The organism is Sphingobacterium sp. 1.A.4, from assembly GCF_002734245.1.
GTDB classification, from domain to species: Bacteria; Bacteroidota; Bacteroidia; order Sphingobacteriales; family Sphingobacteriaceae; genus Sphingobacterium; species Sphingobacterium tenebrionis.
Genome location: NZ_PEAZ01000033.1, coordinates 1 through 17,490, shown reverse-complemented (window position 1 = coordinate 17,490; position 17,490 = coordinate 1). Strand labels below are relative to the sequence as shown.

Here is a 17,490-nt window from a genome sequence, read left to right as displayed (position 1 = left end):
TCTTCATATAAAATATATATAATGCCGGTTGAGGGATTTAACAAATGCAAACTGCTTTTTATCCATGGAATATGTACGTTCGGAGGAAACATAGATGGTAGGTGGACAAAAAAAATCACTTTTGTAACCGTATGTCCGGGCGGGGAACAGGCACATGAGCCAGCAGTTTCCCCAGCAGTTAGCCCCAATTTGAAATGAACCGAAATTTGAAGGCCCCAAAAGTTTTCCTAGATCTGATGGAATTCTGGGCAAAACATTGCCACTTGGAAGACTACCATCTCCAATGGGCCATGGAATCCTTTGAAATCCTGAACCTGAAACGGGGAGAATACCTCTTCCATGAAGGTTCGAACCTTAAAATAACCGGACTGGTCATGAACGGACTTCTGGCCCGGGAAAAGGAAGGAAGCTGGAAGGGCCGCAGGAGGCTAGTTCTGATCGCTGGACAGTACCAGTCCATCTCCACTACCATACATCCCTACAGTACCACATGCATCATGGGGGATATTGTCGCCCTTAGGAAATCTTTGATACTTGTCATTGGCAATAAAAAAATACGTCAGGGATTAGAACAGGACCCCAATACGGCATGCCTGGTCAACATTCTCTCAAACAACAACTCCAGGGCGTTGGCCAAGATGTTGACCGTCAAAGAATCCACCTCCCCATCGGAAAGGTACCTGTTGTTCGACCGCCTTTTTCCGGAACTTCGGAAACTTACCACACAAAGGGAGCAGGCCGATCTTCTGGGAATATCAAGGGATACCGTGCAGAAAATGCAGCGGTTTCTACTATTCAATGGGCAAAACAGATAATTCGGCATGCCCAGACCTTCCATCCCCGTTCCAAATCGGTCGGTAAATTTGTCAAAAACAGTTGATACTCATGGAAAGAAAGATCCACAACAGAAAATCGGCGGTCTTCCAATCCCCGCAAGGGGATATCGGAAAGTCATCGGGACACCAACTGCAAGGCGGTTTGGATGTGCCAGGGCAGAATGATCCAGTATGCAGCAATGCAGATATCGGATCGCCCCACCCAGTAAAGGGAAATCTTGGAAGAGGATACTCCGTAAGTGATCGGTTGATCTTCAATATTGCCAGATCCGTCTATGGCCTAATCTATCTTTATTCGGGCATGGATAAACTGCTTGGTCTGGAAGAATTCAGGACCCAGTTGAAGGGCGTTCCAATTGTGAGGGGCATCGCCCCGGTGATAGCTCCGGCACTACCGATCCTTGAATTATGCCTTTCTTCCATTCTGCTGTTCGCTTTTGGCAGATATGAAAGGATCGGGTTATGGTGTTCAGTAGTGCTGATGGGGACCTTCACCATATATATCACCATCATGATGGTGACCGGGATGCACCATTCACAGTGCAGCTGCTCTGGCCTTATTGGATCCTTGAACTGGACTGAACACCTGATATTCAATCTGGTATTGGTCGGATTGGGAATTTCTGCCCTAGCCATGGAAAGTAAAAGAAAAGTTAAACTTTAAACAATCATATCATGAACAGAAAACTATCAAGAGGTTCCCAAAGGATACTCGGAGGAACCTTGCTCGCAGCGGCTGCAATTACCGCTAGTGCGTACTCAAATTCTCCCACAATGGATTATGGCTACGACTATTCAACCAACCAGTGGATACCAGTAGATGGTCTCCACACCTGTAAACCGGATCCTAGCAAGGTATGCAAGTTCCGGTTTGAAGCCCCGCCCACGGAAACAGAGACACCGGAGCAGAACTCAGGAACACCCCTATCCGACAGGGGAAGTTATGAGCTTCCGTAATACCAGGAGCTAAGCATAACGGAGGTGGCCGTCCATTGATGGCCACCTTATTTGGTCCCCCCGGCTTTCAAAGGATAGTTCAAGCTTTAACTTACTCCTTACCCATCTTGAAATTCTAACTTTCCGTCAGGAGACTTGTAGGCTACGTTCCTAAGGTAAGAACTCCCTGCATCCAAACACCTCCCTAACTGTGTTGGCGATCAGGATTCCGGGAATCTTGATGAAACGGATTGGATTGCACAGAGCATATGAGGTTATCCCATTGCGTGGTTATCATGTAAAACCCAAATAGCAAATTCTTGGACGTATGCAGGAGCTTCACCTAGGTTTCCTAAAAGGAGGAACTATATTTGTTTAAGCCTGGGAATTGGATTTTTTGTACAAGTTGGGGACTATCCAAAGTTCTTTACATAAAAAAGAGGTTGATGGATAGTCCGATTAACCGACTAAAGATGGGTAGGAACCTGGCTGGATATATCTTCTTGACAAGGAAAGTTTTGAAGTTTAGGGAGACACTGTCGACAAATACCAGAAAGCTTCCCGAAACCCATAGAGCAGTTTCATCCTGTGCTCTACCTGGGTGGTAATCCCAATCCCCTCTGTAGAGGTTTTTTGTATCGGTTCAATATAGGTCTCCAGGTCATAATCCATAGTTTCCCCGGGACCGCGGTCCAACGGGCGTCTTGTCCCATCGATTTCCAGCCAACCATACCCTACCGTTGTAGCACCCGATCATGTCCCCTGAACGCTCCGGTTGGGGCCGGCAATTATTTCCCGGAATCGGGAGAATAAGGGCCTATACCCCTTGACCGAAGGTATGGACAGTTAATTCGTACCAGTGGTTAAAAGCTATCCTAAACAAGCTGGTGGTTGACCATTGCACCTGCCAAATTACCGGTAGAAACGGCATTTGCCACAGATCGGAACATTGAGGTACAGTCCCCCGCAGCAAAAATTCCGCCAACGGTGGTCTGATGGAACTGATCGACTTTCAGATGTCCCGCCTGGGTCAGTTCGCAGCCAAGGGATACCGGAATATCACAATGCTGTTCAAAGGGAATGGCCGCATAGGCCGCATCATAATTTTCCTGCGTGCCATCATCAAATAGTACTGCTTTTATCTGACCGTTGTGGTGCATAACCTCGACCACATCCCGTTCGATGACCCGGATCCTGTTTCTTTCCAACGATTTCCATTGTTCTTCCGAAAAATCTGCTTTCCCTCTCGTTATAACCGTAAGATCCTTGGTCAGGTTGTCAACAAGACCACCTACATGTAAGGCCCTTTCTCCATTGGCCAGAATAGCGGTCTTCTGCCCCTTAACCTCGTAACCGTGGCAGTACGGACAGTGGATTAACGATTTCCCCCAAGACTCTTCAAAACCTTTAATGGCCGGAAAGATATCCCTTACACCCGTTGCGAAGATGAGTTTTTTTGCCTGAAATGTTTTACCGGACCGGGTATTGATCTGATATCCGGTATTGATTTTTTGTCCGCTCAGAGCAATATCCTGGTGATAGGACACTGTCCTGTACTCCAGGACCTGGCTTTTAGCTTTCGCTGCGATATCCCCGGGTACGGCACCGTCGTGCGTAATGAAATTGTGTGAATGTGGTGTATACCGATTACAGGGAAGACCACTGTCAACGATCAGCACCTCACGGAGCGAGCGGCCCAAGGACATCGCGGCAGACAGTCCGGCATAGCTGCCACCGATAATAATAACATCAAAATTCGTTTTTTCCTTCATAGCATACTTTTTTGAATAATCTTCAGGGGAGCTTCCAAATGGCATCTCCAAACCCAGCTTTAATGATCCGGTCCCGTCTTTTTATAGCGACGAAAGTGATTAGAGGTTCTTTGGGAATTCATCCTTCCACGAGGTAAATCTCCAGTCATCGGCTTCATCTTCTGTGAGAAGACAGCCTTCAAGTTCTGATAGGCACTTTTCTTTATCAAGGTTCTGGCCGATGAACACCAGTTCGTTTTTGCGATCCTCCCACTCCGGGTGCCAACGTTTCAAAAGGTCATTACGTATATCGGCATATCCTGGATACCGATAGCGCATTCCTTCGGGCATACTGCTCCACCACGAACCCGCATTTTCAAGACGCAGGCTTCCTCCGGCCTGACTGAAGCTGATCGCTGCATCTGGACGTGAGGCCAGCCAGAACAGTCCCTTTGCCCGGATCATGTTGTGCGGGTAACCTACATTAAGATAGTTGTGCCAACGTTGGGGATGGAATGGTCTCTGCGAATGGAATACAAAAGAAGAAATCCCATATTCTTCTGTTTCGGGAGTATGTTCAGTTTCCAGCTCTTTGATCCAGCCGGCGGATGATGAGGCTACATCGAAATCGAATGATCCCGTACCTATGATATCATTCGGATCAATTTTGCCAAATTGGGCACGGACAGTTCTTGCACCCGGGTTTAGTTTATGGATCGCGGCTTCAAGGATACCCAATGTTTCTTCGGACACCAGATCGGATTTGTTGAGGATGATCACATTGGCAAACTCGATCTGATCGGTCAATAGGTTGACAATGGTTCTATTATCCAGATCGTCATCCGTCAGATACCTGTCGCTCAGTGTCTCAGCACTGCCAAAGTCATTGAAAAAGTTATAGCAGTCCACCACGGTCACCATCGTATCGATATAGCTAAAGGATGAAAGATCAATTCCATTGTTCTGGTCCACATAGCTAAACGTCTGTGCAACCGGGATCGGTTCGGAGATACCGGTACTCTCTATCAGCAGGTAGTCAAATCTGTCCTCTTTGGCCAAACGCTCCACCTCTACCATCAGATCTTCACGGAGTGTACAGCAGATACAGCCGTTGCTCATCTCGACAAGTTTTTCTTCCGTACGCGATAACGCCTCTTCCCGCTCCACCGTCCGCGCATCGATATTGACCTCACTCATATCGTTGACGATTACAGCGACCCGCAGATTTTCCTTATTATGCAGAACATGGTTCAATAGTGTGGTCTTCCCAGCCCCCAAAAAGCCGCTCAACACGGTTACAGGTAGTTTCTTATTCATGGTATAATATTTAATTAGATTTCCGGCTTTCGTTTCTCTGAAATGGCCCGGGATAGCCATTCCCGAATGTTGCAAAGGTGACCCCCACCATAAAGTTTCACAAAACGCTGTGTCTCCGGGAGATTTTCATCCAAATAAATGGACAGGCGTTCCTCTGCAAATTCCAGTGTCAGCGGGATACCACATCTCTGCTCGATGCAGAACCTCCACTCTTCAAAACTTTTGGGTATAGCACTCATATATATGTCTTTGTCCAAAAGTAATCATAAATTTTATTAAATGCAACATTGTTGCGATATTGATTTTTTTATATATTTGAAAACTACCAATCATCAGGATATGACAGGATTATCACTTAGAAGTATTTTATTGGTCTGTTTGATTACGGTGGTCCCAACGGCTTCCGCCCAGCAGAATATAAACGAAGCCAAGCATCTTACCGACCATGTACCTATGATGAACAGCGTTTGGGAAACGTTCGATCTGCTGATGTACAGGGTGACTACCGAAAAAGTCAAAAAAGTCTATGCACCTCATTTTCCTCCGAGGCTAGAGGCCATGTATGGCAAAAAGGTAGCATTACAAGGATATGTCGTCCCGATTAAACCCGGCTTCAGGCACAATATGTTCCTGCTGTCCGTTCTCCCTATCGATCAATGTATGTTCTGTGGACAGGACGGGATACCCGCCATGGTAGAAGTGACACTATCCGGAGGGAAAAAGGTAAGGGCTTCCGACAGGCCCATACTGATAAGGGGAAAAACGGTCCTTAACGGAATGGACAGAAAACGAGTGGAAATCTGGATAGAAAAGGCCTCAATCGTCACTAATTAACCCAATTCCCTCCCAATCGGTAAATGCGCTCCCGAAAACGTGTATTGAAACGACGGACCACCTATCCCTTTTTGTAGACCTGGATATTTTGAAGGTTAAAGGTCGAAATCCGTTCCAAGTTGGGCGATCGATCCAGGTATGTCTCCACCTCTATCAATTGGTATCCTATCCGGATCCCTATGCTTACCATTCATCAGGACCATTCGGGCATTCTAGGGTGCTGATGCAGAACTCACCAAAGTAAACAGTCCCTAACAGACAGCCACAAGTTCATCGTAGATCGTTTGGGACTACCTTAAAAATCTGTCCATTGTCAGGCATACCCAGTCAAGAAATGGTCTTGAATGCGGTTTTCCAATTGAAAAGAAGAACCTCATCAATACTTGAGGAATGGCATTTCATGCGACCTGACCAACCCACTAGGATGTCGGCCCGAATACTTCTGTTATTTCCATGTCCATCCTTTTTTTGGTCAGCCTTCGATTATCTTTTGCTTCCTAAAAGGTCCATAATTCTCATCGATCTTCATGGTTGACCAATGTGGTTCAAGCCCCACTTTCAAATTATTATGTGGAGATTGGAATTGTTGCTGATAGAAATGACCTGTACCAGCTTCAGGAGGGGTGGTGCAATCGGTTTGCCCAAATTGAATGTTTTTGTAAGATATCAAACTTCTTTTCCTGGGTCCTTAAACCGATAGATGGTGGGGCGGTGATAAATGTCAAGGAATATATGGACAAGATTGGGATAATATCCCACATGTGATGGAACCGAGCCGAAAGAGCACTTCGACCTGGCCGAAAATTTTACCAATGGATATTTATATACAATACGGTAAATACAGCCAAACTACAGCTGGACTGATTCTAGAAATGGTTCCATTTTATTAATTAAGGGATTTTGCGGGTTCCAGATATGGTGCCTTTCACTGTCCCCAGCGTGCACTGCACGAACAGGAGCCAGGAAAATTGACCAAAGACCTTTGATTTCAAAGCCCGTTCCCGCCCCTTATGTATGCTATCTGTCAGCCTTGGATGGGATCTCCGTTAAATATCCTGAATTAAACCAGGGAGTCCACGTTCCAACTGGTCCAAATGAACAATCCCCGCCAAAATATAAGCGGGGACCGATCAATTAATATACTAGTGATTTTATGAAACTTACCAAAAAAAGATAGTACCCGAAGGTACTATCCTAATCAAATTTTACCTTTGCATTTTCCTTAACTTGAGCTTATGCGCATCAAGGGTGTTCTGACAAACACCCAAATATATAAAAGATTTCGGTCAAATCAACCCTAATCTCCGCACTTGATGAATAAGAGCTGGTGATGGTAGGATTTCCACAGGGTTTTAAGGATCGAATTTAGCTTAGGGATTCCCGATCGATAGACACACGGCCTGGCCCAGATCCGGAGGCCCATATTTAGAACAAATCCCACCCTCATTGAAGAGGGTGGGATGGATAGTAAACTTTGTTCAAGTTACCATAATAAACGTAGACAAATATACCGATAAAAATCTGAAACGCAGTGTCATGAAAAAAAAATCCCATGAATTGGTTGGAGCCAGCGCCCTCTAACCAGCATTCCCAGAGTTCTATGATCAGTAGATGACTTACGTTCCGTGATATTTTTTGATATTTTTGACCATATCTATTATCATGGAAACCCGGGGGCACATACAGAGATCAGTAAGGAAATATGGGGGTCCCCAATATTATGAGAGACGATGGAAAAATATCCCGAACAGACCGAACTTGACCAGCTACAGTTACTGGCCAGATCAAAAAGGAAATACAGTGATGGTGAAGAACTTATTATTTCATCTCTGGAAAAATGGCCAGAACTACTGAAAAAGGAACTGGATCGGTATATGAACGCCAGTTGGTTCCTGATGAACAACAAAAAGATCCCGTGAGCCATCTTTGGGTCCCTGCTGTACATTCAGGAAAGATGAAATATAGTACTGAATTTCCCGAGTGCCGAAAAGCAGAAAGAAGGTTGGATGGTGGGCCATCTTCCGACACAGATCCAAAAAAGGCATGGAAAAAAATAAACTGAACCACACAGGACAGTATTCAGATAAATTGGAGCATCTGTGATTTTTTCGCAACTATTTTTTAATTTTGGAGAAAGGAACTAGAATTGAAGAGAATTTACAACCCTGCCCAGCTTTTTGCCGGTAGTTTTATTTTTCTGATCCTATTGGGCGCGATGATCCTACATCTCCCAGTGTCCAATACCCAGCAGCTGTCCTGGATAGACGCACTCTTCACTGCAACGAGTGCAGTATGTGTGACTGGTCTTATTGTCGTGGATACTGCATCGGCCTTCACACCATTTGGCAAGATTTCAATAATGATCCTGATCCAGCTGAGTGGGCTAGGCATATTGACATTTGCTTCATATTTCGCCTATTTCTTCAAAGGGGGTTCTTCCTATCAGAACCAATTGGCAAGTAGGGACATTGCAAATTCGGATAAGTTGGGCGAAGTATTCCTTCTTTTGAAGCGGATCATACTCATCACCTTTGCCATTGAGGCGGTTGGGGCAGCCCTACTTTTTTTCAGCACCCCTCCTGTCGGGAATGGATTTGTCCAGCATATGTTCTTCTGTACATTCCATTCAATTTCGTCTTTCTGCAATGCTGGTTTCTCTACGCTCGAATCTGGGCTTGCAGATGAAACCCTGGTATACAATTACCCCTTCCAGCTTATCATCATCATTCTGTTCGTTCTGGGAGGATTGGGCTTTCCAATCGTGATCAACCTTTTACGGTACATCAAGCACCTAAGCAATCTACTGATTTACAGATATTCAAAGGACCAATATCCCTCCAAACCCTGGGTAATAAACATCAATAGCAAGATCAACCTGATCACGACATTCAGCATAACCCTAACTGCTACCATCATTCTATGGTTATTGTAGGGCAAGTCAGCCTTCAGTGGGCATGGCACTATTGGACGGTGGATAACTGCCCTGTTTACGGCCAGCACCCCCCGCACTGCGGGGTACAACAGCATAGATTTCGCCAACCTTCAGGTACACAGCATCCTCTTGGTAATCTTTTTGATGTGGGTAGGGGCTTCGCCGAACTCAACGGGTGGGGGCATCAAGACCAGTACATTTGCTGTGGCCGTACTGAACATCCTGAGCCTGGTGCGAGGAAAGGAAAGGCTGGAGATCTTCAGGAGGGAGATCGCGGAAATCACCATCAAAAGGGCATTCGCTACCATGACCCTGTCTCTATTTGTCATAGGGATTTGCATCCTGCTAATCAGTGTTTTTGAAAACGACTTCACCCTGATTCAGATCGCCTTTGAGTGTTTCTCGGCATATAGCACTGTAGGTCTTACACTCGGGATCACCTTTAAGCTGTCCATGGCAAGCAAGGCCGTGCTGATCGTTTTGATGTTCATAGGGAGGGTAACGATGCTTTCCATTATGATCGCGGTTTTCAGGAAGGTAAAATTTACCGGATACCGGTATGCAAAGGAAGAACTAACCATTAACTAGACTTATGAAATTCATTATTATTGGCCTTGGAAATTTTGGCGCATCCCTAGCTATAAAACTTACGGCACAGGGTAACGAAGTGATAGGTGTGGATATCAAGCTGGAACGCGTTTCAGCTCTAAAGGAACACATCACCCATACCATTGCCTTAGATGCATCCGATCCGGTTGCTTTCAACTCCCTTCCTTTGAAAAACACGAACGTGGTCATTGTTGCCATTGGCGAGGACGAGGGAGCAAATATAATGGTAACTGCACTGTGCAAGGAAGCGTGCGTCAAAAGGATCATAAGCCGCGCGGTAAACAGTCTACATGAGAAGGTCCTGAATGCCATCGGGATCTCTGAAATTGTCCATCCCGAAGAGGAAACTGCTGAAAGATGGTCAAAAAAACTCTGTCTTAGTGGTTTGGTGGACTCGTTTGAACTAAATGCCAACTACAGTATCGTTGAGGCCATCATCCCACAGAAGTACGTGGGTCGATCGATCCAGGAGATTGGATTTAGAGAGCATTATGAGATCCTGGTATTGACCATCCTCAAAAAAACGGAACGTGATACACTTATCGGCAGGAGCAGGATAGTAACCACAGTTCTTCATGGCATCCCTAAGCCTGATACCATATTACAGGAAGGAGAGATCATTGTGATATACGGCAATAACAGGAGCATAAAAGAATTCCTTAAAATATAGGGCCGTACCGGGCTGCCCGTGCGCAACAGATGACAGATCTGTTCCATTCTAACCAAGCTCTATCGGAGGGAACCTTTTGCTATCGGTCAAAGACACCGGATCAGCACAGTAAGGAGGTTGGCAATGTACCCGTTCAGATCGACCAACAGGACATAATCAGTGAAAGTTTACATTCTGGTACACAATAGGGCCATCAGATCAGTCTGCATGATCAGTCCCTTCCATGTCTGTTAACGACACGAAGGATATCCAGAACAATGAAAACGATCAGGATGACAACTATGGTCCATTGAATTTGTTCGCTGTCCAAATATAAAACCTTTCTCCTTAAATTTTATTGGCATGAATATAAAGATAAAATTTTAATAACTCAATTTATTATATGTTTCCTCCGTTGGTCAGAAACTGAACCTAATACCTAATATGCTCGATATGGCAAAAATGGATTAGGCGGCTCACTGTAGCCGGGAAAGCAAAGTAATTTCCATTTATTGTCAAATGCACTGTCGATTGGGAAAATTAGAACAAATTGGCAACCGATCATATGTTCATAAAGATGGTCGATACAAGGTTCTATCTGGTTTCTAGGATTACTGCCATTTCCAGCCCCGGGTCCCTGGGATCTGGAGCATTGAGCTAAAAGGATGGCCCACTCTTATCCCATTGGTTGTACACCGGCGAAGCAATACCTGGCCATTTGGGAAATGGAACAGTGGTAGCACCTATTTTAGCTGGGGTTAATGCCAGTGGTCGGAATAGGCTCGATGTAGTTTGCGATTTATAGGCAAATTCCCCACTTTGTTTCCTATTTGGGGTTGGCGAACTCCTCAGCCCTATTATTTTGGAAAGGAATGCGCCGGGCAATCTAGATGATAATAAGGGGGCCAGCAATCAGAGCGGCTCCTTACCTCCGCATCCTTTGAATGTATCCATGGGAAGTGCCATCAGCCCCCCTAATATAAACTGCCCCCATTGCATGGGAAATAGGAAGTAAGGGGGGGCGCCTAGGACCAATGGGTTGGTCAACCTCCCCTTACTTTAGGCCCAGATCATCGGGGATATACCTCAAGGCCGTAACGCTCAACCTCCTCCATTGGAATAGGGAAAATATATCTGGGATCCTCGGGGGAAAGTACAAACTCGCCCATTTTAGGAAAGGAACGTTTCAACCATTCCTCCCGACCTGCTTCCCTGTTCAGCCTTTTCAGATCTGACCAGCGGAGCCCTCTTGCCAGGAGCTGTTTCCTGCGTTCCATGAGTACCATATCAAGGGTGCCCCGATCATCGGTATAAACCCTTGGGGAAAAGGAGGCCGGATCGAACCTTGTCTCCAGTAGGTCGTTGAGGACCTTGACCGCCATTGGCCCTTCGTTCTCCCTTGCCAGGCATTCGGCCTTGATGAGCAGGAGTTCGTCCAATGCGAGGCCAGTGAACAGTGCGTACACGGAAGCTCCGCCATAGGAGCCCCGGAAAATAACGTTTTGCTGGTCGTCAAATCGATAAAAGAACAGGTTTTTTCGAAGGTCACCTTGCTCAAAGGAAGCATAGATTTGCGGGTCCACCCGACATCCGTTGCCAAAAACGGGACAACCGTAGGGAATCGCACTTGAGAAAAAGGCTACTTCAGGGTTCCCCGAGGGAAAGAGTCCAGGGAACGGGCGCCTGCTATCGTTTTCCAGTCCGAACTGATTGTAATCCATTAGGGAAAGTTTCGGGATGGCAAGGTCAGCGTGTGCCAGGGCTTGGCCATAATCCCCAATATCCAGGAATATCCGCGCAAAAAACGCATCACAGGCAAGTTTGGATGGACTGGAAAGTCCGCTCGGGACTGCCGGAAGCAGCCGTTCTGCCTCCCTGAGGTCCGAAAGGATAAAATCATAGGTCTCCTTTAGGGAATAGACCCTGAGATCCTCATGGATATTCCCGGTCCTCTTAAGTGGAATGCCCAGTGAACCGTCGTTCTGTCCAGGTCTGTAATTCTCCGCAAACAGCTGGGCCAGCCACCAGTTGGCATGGGCCCTATGGAACAGCGCCCTGCCCCGTAGGCCATCGGCACGGTCCTTTTGTGGTCCCTCCAACGCCCCCATCCCATCGATCAGTTCAATCACGGTATTGGCGTAATATACCTGGGAGAACATATAGGTCCAATCCAGATTGAACCTTTCCCCCTGGTAGAAATCACGCGACCATAGGAAACTGCTCCTTTCCGTAATACTGAGGGAGTTCAGGTTCGGTTCTTCCATAGTGTATTCGTCGGCAGAGATGATCTGCAGGCCTGGGGTCGTCCCAAAGTTCTGGTTGGTATGGTTGAGCAGAAGCTCTGCATCCTCGAGTGTCCGGGGTACGGCCAGGGAAATATCCTTCCTTTTCTCCAAAAAATCCTTTCCGCATCCCAGAATGGCCATTGTTATACCGATCATGGCCATCGTCATAAATCTATTTTTCATCTTCATCATAATAAATAATCCTAAAAATCGATCCTCATACCAAATGTCCAGTACCTCAGGGCCTTCTGGTTGGGATGATCCGGGTCCAGCTTCTTCCCGCTGCTCTTCCACAGCATCCCAACATTTTCAATATGTCCGAACAGTGCCACTGTACCAGGGATTTCCCTTGTTTGGAAACGGTACTGTGCCCGAATGTCCTGGATCCGTATATGGTCACCGGGCTCCACCAGAATGGCCGAGTTCGTATAGAACAGGACCTCGTTATTATCCCTTACCGTCGGCATGGAGGGGACCTGTGTGTAAAGTTCATCGCCTGGGACCTTCCAACGCTCTGAAAAATCCCCATGCGCCCTGGTCGCCGTGAACAGATGGTTATAATTGACGGACTCCCTACGGTACCAATATCCTAACCGGTAGGAAAGTCCGATTGCAAGGCTTATGTTGGAATAGATGAATTCCTGTCGCAGGGATCCGAACATCCTTGGCCTGGAGGTCCCAACAAAGAGCAGGTCCTCCAACTTTGAGGACTGGATAATCTTTCTATGATCACCCGAAACCTCCCCATTGATCAGGCCCAGCGGTCTACCATTCTCGGAATCAAGACCACTCCAATGGTACGCGAAGATACTGTGGATGGGCCTACCGACAACGGGGAAGCTCCCTATATGGCCCGCGGAAAGGACACTTGTCACCGGATGTTCCAGCGTGTAATGGGTGACCTCATCCCTATTGTAGGAGAACATGAAGGAAGTGGTCGAGGAGGCCTTTGCAATGATCGGGAACCTACCCTTCAGGGAGATATCGGTCCCCCAGGTCTTTGTACCCGCGGTATTCCCATAGAAGCTGAAAATTCCGGAAGACGTTGGGAAATCTATGCTGCCCAGCAGGTCCCTTCCAATTTTCCTATATGAATCCAGGGTCACGTCGAATTTCCCCCCTAAAAGTACCATATCTACCCCAATATTGCTTATTGCCACACGTTCCCATCTCAGTTCGGGATTTGCCGGATTCATAATGGTCGAATAGGGCAGCCCAGTGTGGTCGGCTGTCACGGGACTTCTCTGAGCGACCATCAGGGAGGAAAGGGAATTATCCACATTCCCCGTATGTCCATAGCTCAGACGAAGTTTCATACCGGAAAAAAGGTGGCTCAATGGACGGAAGAAATCCTCCCTATCCAGTGACCAAGCTGCAGAAAGGGAGAACAATGGAATGCCCTTCTGATTGCTCCGGACCCCGAAAATATTACTTCGGTCCAATCTGGCACTGGCATTGAACAGATATCTGTCCTTCAGGTAATATCCCAATGTGGAATAATAGGAAAGGAACCTATCCGTCAGGTCCGATCCGGAATCCTGATAGGGAATCCTCCTGGAGAACGGACTGCTGTACTGCTTATAGTTGACAAGATAGTTCACCGGACCACTTACATGGTGCTCGGGATCATATCCGTATAGGCGGTATGAATCGGTCCGTGAATTTGCATCGGACACCTCGCCTCCGACCAGGATGTTAAACCTATGGTCCTCCCAGTCCTTATCAAATTGTAGCTGGGTACGGAGATTATGGGAACTCCCGTTCCCGTACCTGCCATCAAGGATCCCGCCCTGTGGAATTCCATACTGCAGCTGTCCGCCGTTAAGGAAAGTATAGTTGTTCACCATGTCCCGTGCATAATAGCTCTGGGGACCATAGAGGCTCTTCCCGGAGGACCAGCTCCCTAACCAGCGATAGTCTGCCGATAGCTTCAGACCGCTGAGCAGTTCAAGGTCTGCATTCAGGGAGGCCCTGAGCATTCTGTCGTTGGTCCTGAACTGGAGGTGTTCCACATCAGAAAGGGGGACATATTCCCAGTCCAAAAGCCCTTGCTGCAGCGCAGATTCCAAGAATTTTCTACGGTAGCTCCTCGTTACCGCCAAGGGATCGCCCTGGGGTGACCTCAGGACCGCATAGGGATATATGGAGGTCGAACCGAAACGCAGATCGACAGGGATCCTATTTGGCCTATCACCCGCCCTTTGGGTAAAACCTATCCCGGGCGTAATGGTCATCCGATCCTTCCATACCTTGATCTGCTGGTTGAATGTCAGGGTGAGCCGGTCGTTGCAATTTCCCTGCAGGTTCTCCCTGTTCCTATCGTAGCCCAGGGAAACCATGCCCGCATTCCCCCTGCCGGAAAAGGAATGGGAAACTGCATATTGCTGGCGCATTTCAGGCCGGTACACTTCCTTCATCAGGTCCTTACGGACATCATGTGCGCCAAGTTCCATGAGCGAGAGGTCAAGCTGATCGGCGCTGATCAGACCTTCACGGTGAGCGATCATAAGTTCGACCGCGGGGGATAGAGGCGTATTGCTCTGGGAGGATTCCTGGGAACGGTAATATCCATTTTCAAAAAGTCTTTTTTCCATCTCTATGAACTCGGGGCTTGTCATCCTGGCATTGTAGAAAAGATCGACGGGATCCGATATACCCAGGTTCATGGAAGCATTGAATTTATTGGATTGTCCCATTATCCCTATTTTACTCTTTATCACGATGACCCCATTCCCTGCCCGCGCTCCCCAGATTGCTGCAGCGGCAGCATCCTTGAGCACGGTGATACTCTGGACATCCTGGGGGTTTATATCAGAAATATCCCCCTCGTAGGGAAAATTGTCCAGGATCACCAATGGTTCGGAATTGGCGAACAGGGTGGATTTCCCACCTATGGAAATGCTCTGCCGTTGTAGGACGTCCAGCTTGTTGAATATCAATCCCGGGACCGCATCACGGAGCCTGGAAAGGATATTCGGGTCAGGGTTCTTTTCCAGCTCGGCCCTGGAAACAACAGCTACGGATCCCGTAACATCCTTTTTGGAGAGCTCCTGGTACCCGGAACTGACAACAACCTCCTCCAGCTGCTCTATCAATGGTTCCAGTAATATGGTCAGATCTGTTCCATCCCCATCCGAAAAAACATGTTCCTTTGGATGGCGGGCAATATCTGTCACCCTTATCCTATCACCGGTCCGGACCCTCAGGTGGAATGCTCCAACGGAATCGGTCATAGTTTTTTTTCCATTATGCAGTACAACGGCCAGTGGGATGGGAACGTGGCTGGATGCATCCAGTACGACTCCCCGTAGGAGTTGCTGGGAATTGGCGTTCTGGGACATACCCAGAAAAATAAGGAACAGGAATACTATTATATCTTTAGTTTTCATCTTGATCTTTTTTGGGGTTATCACTGATCACAAGGATCTGTAGGGGCCTTTTCTCCTTAATGAACCGGATTCCATATTCCCTCAGGGAATCATTGACCTTATTTATATCCGACATCTGGGTGGATAGTTCGATATCGATAAGATCCGGATACTGGTAATCCGCGATCAAAGGCTCCGTACTGGATTGCATGAAATAGTCCTTCATCATTGAAAAAAAACCGTTAAGGGAGATCCGCTCAAGCGAGATCCCGAACATATCAAATTTTGTGCGGGTGTTAAGGTACCTGGTCCGGTGGCCATCCAGCCTGTTTCTATCCATGATCTTCAGCACCCAACAGTCCATGTCCCTGATCTCTTCATGGGCGGTATATTGGGGAAAGATCCTGGCCAGATCCTGCTTCATGATCTCATAGAACCGGCTCCCTAGGGCAGGACCGACCGAAAGTTCATAATTATAGACGTTCCCTGCCTCTATCCACTCCTTTGCATCGAGGCCCGAGTCCGTATGTATCAGCTTTGATCGATCGGCAACATCAAGAACCACCCGGTTCAGCTGGTAATAGGTGTTCCTTCCAGCACCGTAGGCCACCTGGTAGAACCATGGTATGTATATGTTCAGAAAGCTCAGCCTTCCTCCCTTTTCACTTGGGATGGTCCCTTTGGTGCTACCATATCCCAAGGAGGGATTATACGGTCCGAAGACGGAATGGTATGCTATAAACTCCTTACCTCCACCATTCCCATCAACATAGAGAAGACCATTCTCATCATACCTATGTGTAATTGCATTCTCCTTTTTTTTGAACTTTATTTCTTCCCAGTCATTCTCTAGCATCCTTTGAATATTTTCCCTGTTCATCTGGTCTGCCTCCAACGCTCCTTTATAGATCCCTTTATGTATGATGGCATAATGTGGTATCAGCCTTGTTGGAAAGGTCCTGTGAAGGGTACTGTCTCCCCATACGGTCCAGGATGGGGATAGACCCTGATCTGATGACTGTCTATCCAGAAATCCCATTAAGGTCTCCCTATTTTCCCTGCTTACCAGAACAAACATCAATCGGTCCTTGTATTCCTGCTGGATCTCCATGTTCTTTGGTATGGCGGCAACACATGGTGCGCACCATGTGGCCCAGAAATCCAGGACTACAAGCTCAGTATTCGCGATTTCCCCAAGGAACATTCTGGAATTTCCGCTAGGATGGTTAACCAGGTCCACAGAAATGTTCCAGAATGATTCCGGTAGGTGTGCACCTTCAGGGATCTCCAATCGCTGAATTTCCCCGTTCGCTTGATTTGAACGGATCTGCTGGGCATTTCCCACATTTACAAAGAAAATCAACGTTGGTACTATTAGGGATAATTTCCACTTAATACATAGACGGGTTATGAGCCGAGTGAAAATAAATCGATATGAAAGCAAATGCATATATCTTACATGCTTTCGAGCTGAATAAAAAAAATAAGTTTTCATAATTGGTGATATTTCCTTTGGACACTGCTCTGTTGATCAGAACGGCACCAAAGAATTTTAAGAAATAATAGTCGAAAGAAATTATTGATCTGTCCAGTTTAGGACTAAGACTAATATTATTCAGGAGGTGAGATCACCAACCTATTAAGATCATGAATCAGAAATATTATACTTGGATGTGTAACCCTCCCTATTTTCGGACTGGCATCCAGGCGAGTTTTCAAATTTAAAAATAGTTGTTATCAATAGGTCAATCTTTTTTAAAGTTGACCTATTGATAACATGCCGCCGGCAGGGCATCGTATTCCATTGGTGTCTTTCCTCCCAATGACTCATGTGGTCTTTTGTAGTTGTAATCCTGAATCCATTCTTCTGCAAGTATCTGTACTTGCTGTGTATCTTCAAAGAGGTAGGCATCCAGGATACTTTCCCGAAATGTGCGGTTGAAACGTTCAATGTAACCGTTTTGCATCGGCCT

General features: G+C 46.8%; 16 protein-coding genes. 8 read left to right on the top strand and 8 right to left on the bottom strand.

What is annotated here, in order from left to right; genetic code table 11:
- The first annotated feature begins 194 nt into the window (after nt 1–194).
- Together CRJ00_RS02745 and CRJ00_RS02740 are read left to right on the top strand one after the other, a co-directional pair.
- On the top strand, nt 195–815 hold the full coding sequence (locus CRJ00_RS02745; protein ID WP_099365360.1) for a Crp/Fnr family transcriptional regulator: 621 nt from the start codon (nt 195–197) through the stop codon (nt 813–815).
- Between the two features lie 70 nt (nt 816–885).
- Nucleotides 886–1,500: a MauE/DoxX family redox-associated membrane protein gene (locus CRJ00_RS02740; RefSeq protein WP_099365359.1), complete on the top strand. Its 615-nt coding sequence runs from the start codon at nt 886–888 to the stop codon at nt 1,498–1,500.
- Nucleotides 1,501–2,647: 1,147 nt separating this feature from the next.
- Here the strand turns inward: CRJ00_RS02740 and CRJ00_RS02735 are convergent.
- From CRJ00_RS02735 to CRJ00_RS02725, 3 genes are all read right to left on the bottom strand, one after another.
- On the bottom strand, nt 2,648–3,544 hold the full coding sequence (locus CRJ00_RS02735; protein ID WP_099365414.1) for an NAD(P)/FAD-dependent oxidoreductase: 897 nt from the start codon (nt 3,542–3,544) through the stop codon (nt 2,648–2,650).
- Nucleotides 3,545–3,643: 99 nt separating this feature from the next.
- Nucleotides 3,644–4,840, bottom strand: a complete 1,197-nt coding sequence (locus CRJ00_RS02730) for a GTP-binding protein (protein ID WP_099365358.1) — start codon at nt 4,838–4,840, stop codon at nt 3,644–3,646.
- 14 nt (nt 4,841–4,854) lie between these two features.
- The gene (locus CRJ00_RS02725; protein ID WP_099365357.1) at nt 4,855–5,079 is read right to left on the bottom strand and encodes a hypothetical protein; all 225 of its coding nucleotides are present in this window, start codon (nt 5,077–5,079) and stop codon (nt 4,855–4,857) included.
- Nucleotides 5,080–5,155: 76 nt separating this feature from the next.
- On the opposite strand from CRJ00_RS02725, the gene CRJ00_RS02720 reads away from it, so the two are divergent.
- Nucleotides 5,156–5,674: a hypothetical protein gene (locus tag CRJ00_RS02720; protein WP_144038079.1), complete on the top strand. Its 519-nt coding sequence runs from the start codon at nt 5,156–5,158 to the stop codon at nt 5,672–5,674.
- Between the two features lie 88 nt (nt 5,675–5,762).
- On the top strand, nt 5,763–5,918 hold the full coding sequence (locus CRJ00_RS18735) for a hypothetical protein (protein WP_180268401.1): 156 nt from the start codon (nt 5,763–5,765) through the stop codon (nt 5,916–5,918).
- A gap of 228 nt (nt 5,919–6,146) precedes the next feature.
- On the opposite strand, the gene CRJ00_RS02715 is transcribed toward CRJ00_RS18735, so the two are convergent.
- Nucleotides 6,147–6,344, bottom strand: coding sequence for a hypothetical protein (locus CRJ00_RS02715; protein WP_099365355.1), 198 nt, complete (start codon nt 6,342–6,344; stop codon nt 6,147–6,149).
- 1,060 nt (nt 6,345–7,404) lie between these two features.
- Here CRJ00_RS02715 and CRJ00_RS18580 point away from each other — a divergent pair.
- From CRJ00_RS18580 to CRJ00_RS02700, 4 genes are all read left to right on the top strand, one after another.
- Entirely contained in the window at nt 7,405–7,593 is a 189-nt protein-coding gene (locus CRJ00_RS18580) for a hypothetical protein (protein WP_144038078.1), read from the top strand.
- 227 nt (nt 7,594–7,820) lie between these two features.
- Nucleotides 7,821–8,606 (top strand): potassium transporter TrkG, encoded by a 786-nt coding sequence (locus CRJ00_RS18945; protein ID WP_218962169.1) that lies wholly within the window; start codon nt 7,821–7,823, stop codon nt 8,604–8,606.
- A gap of 30 nt (nt 8,607–8,636) precedes the next feature.
- A complete protein-coding gene (locus tag CRJ00_RS19320) occupies nt 8,637–9,194 on the top strand; it encodes a potassium transporter TrkG (RefSeq protein ID WP_218962172.1) in 558 nt (185 codons plus the stop codon).
- A gap of 4 nt (nt 9,195–9,198) precedes the next feature.
- Nucleotides 9,199–9,885: a potassium channel family protein gene (locus CRJ00_RS02700; protein ID WP_099365353.1), complete on the top strand. Its 687-nt coding sequence runs from the start codon at nt 9,199–9,201 to the stop codon at nt 9,883–9,885.
- 1,049 nt (nt 9,886–10,934) lie between these two features.
- On the opposite strand, the gene CRJ00_RS02695 is transcribed toward CRJ00_RS02700, so the two are convergent.
- From CRJ00_RS02695 to CRJ00_RS02680, 4 genes are all read right to left on the bottom strand, one after another.
- Entirely contained in the window at nt 10,935–12,443 is a 1,509-nt protein-coding gene (locus CRJ00_RS02695) for a RagB/SusD family nutrient uptake outer membrane protein (protein WP_144038077.1), read from the bottom strand.
- A complete protein-coding gene (locus tag CRJ00_RS02690) occupies nt 12,353–15,538 on the bottom strand; it encodes a SusC/RagA family TonB-linked outer membrane protein (RefSeq protein ID WP_099365351.1) in 3,186 nt (1,061 codons plus the stop codon). Before CRJ00_RS02690 ends, CRJ00_RS02695 begins: the two co-directional genes overlap by 91 nt.
- Nucleotides 15,528–16,862 (bottom strand): TlpA family protein disulfide reductase, encoded by a 1,335-nt coding sequence (locus CRJ00_RS02685; protein ID WP_180268400.1) that lies wholly within the window; start codon nt 16,860–16,862, stop codon nt 15,528–15,530. The genes CRJ00_RS02690 and CRJ00_RS02685 overlap by 11 nt, the downstream gene beginning before the upstream one ends.
- Before the next feature lie 421 nt (nt 16,863–17,283).
- On the bottom strand, nt 17,284–17,490 hold a 207-nt coding region (locus CRJ00_RS02680), incomplete at its 5' end, for an integrase core domain-containing protein (protein WP_144038076.1).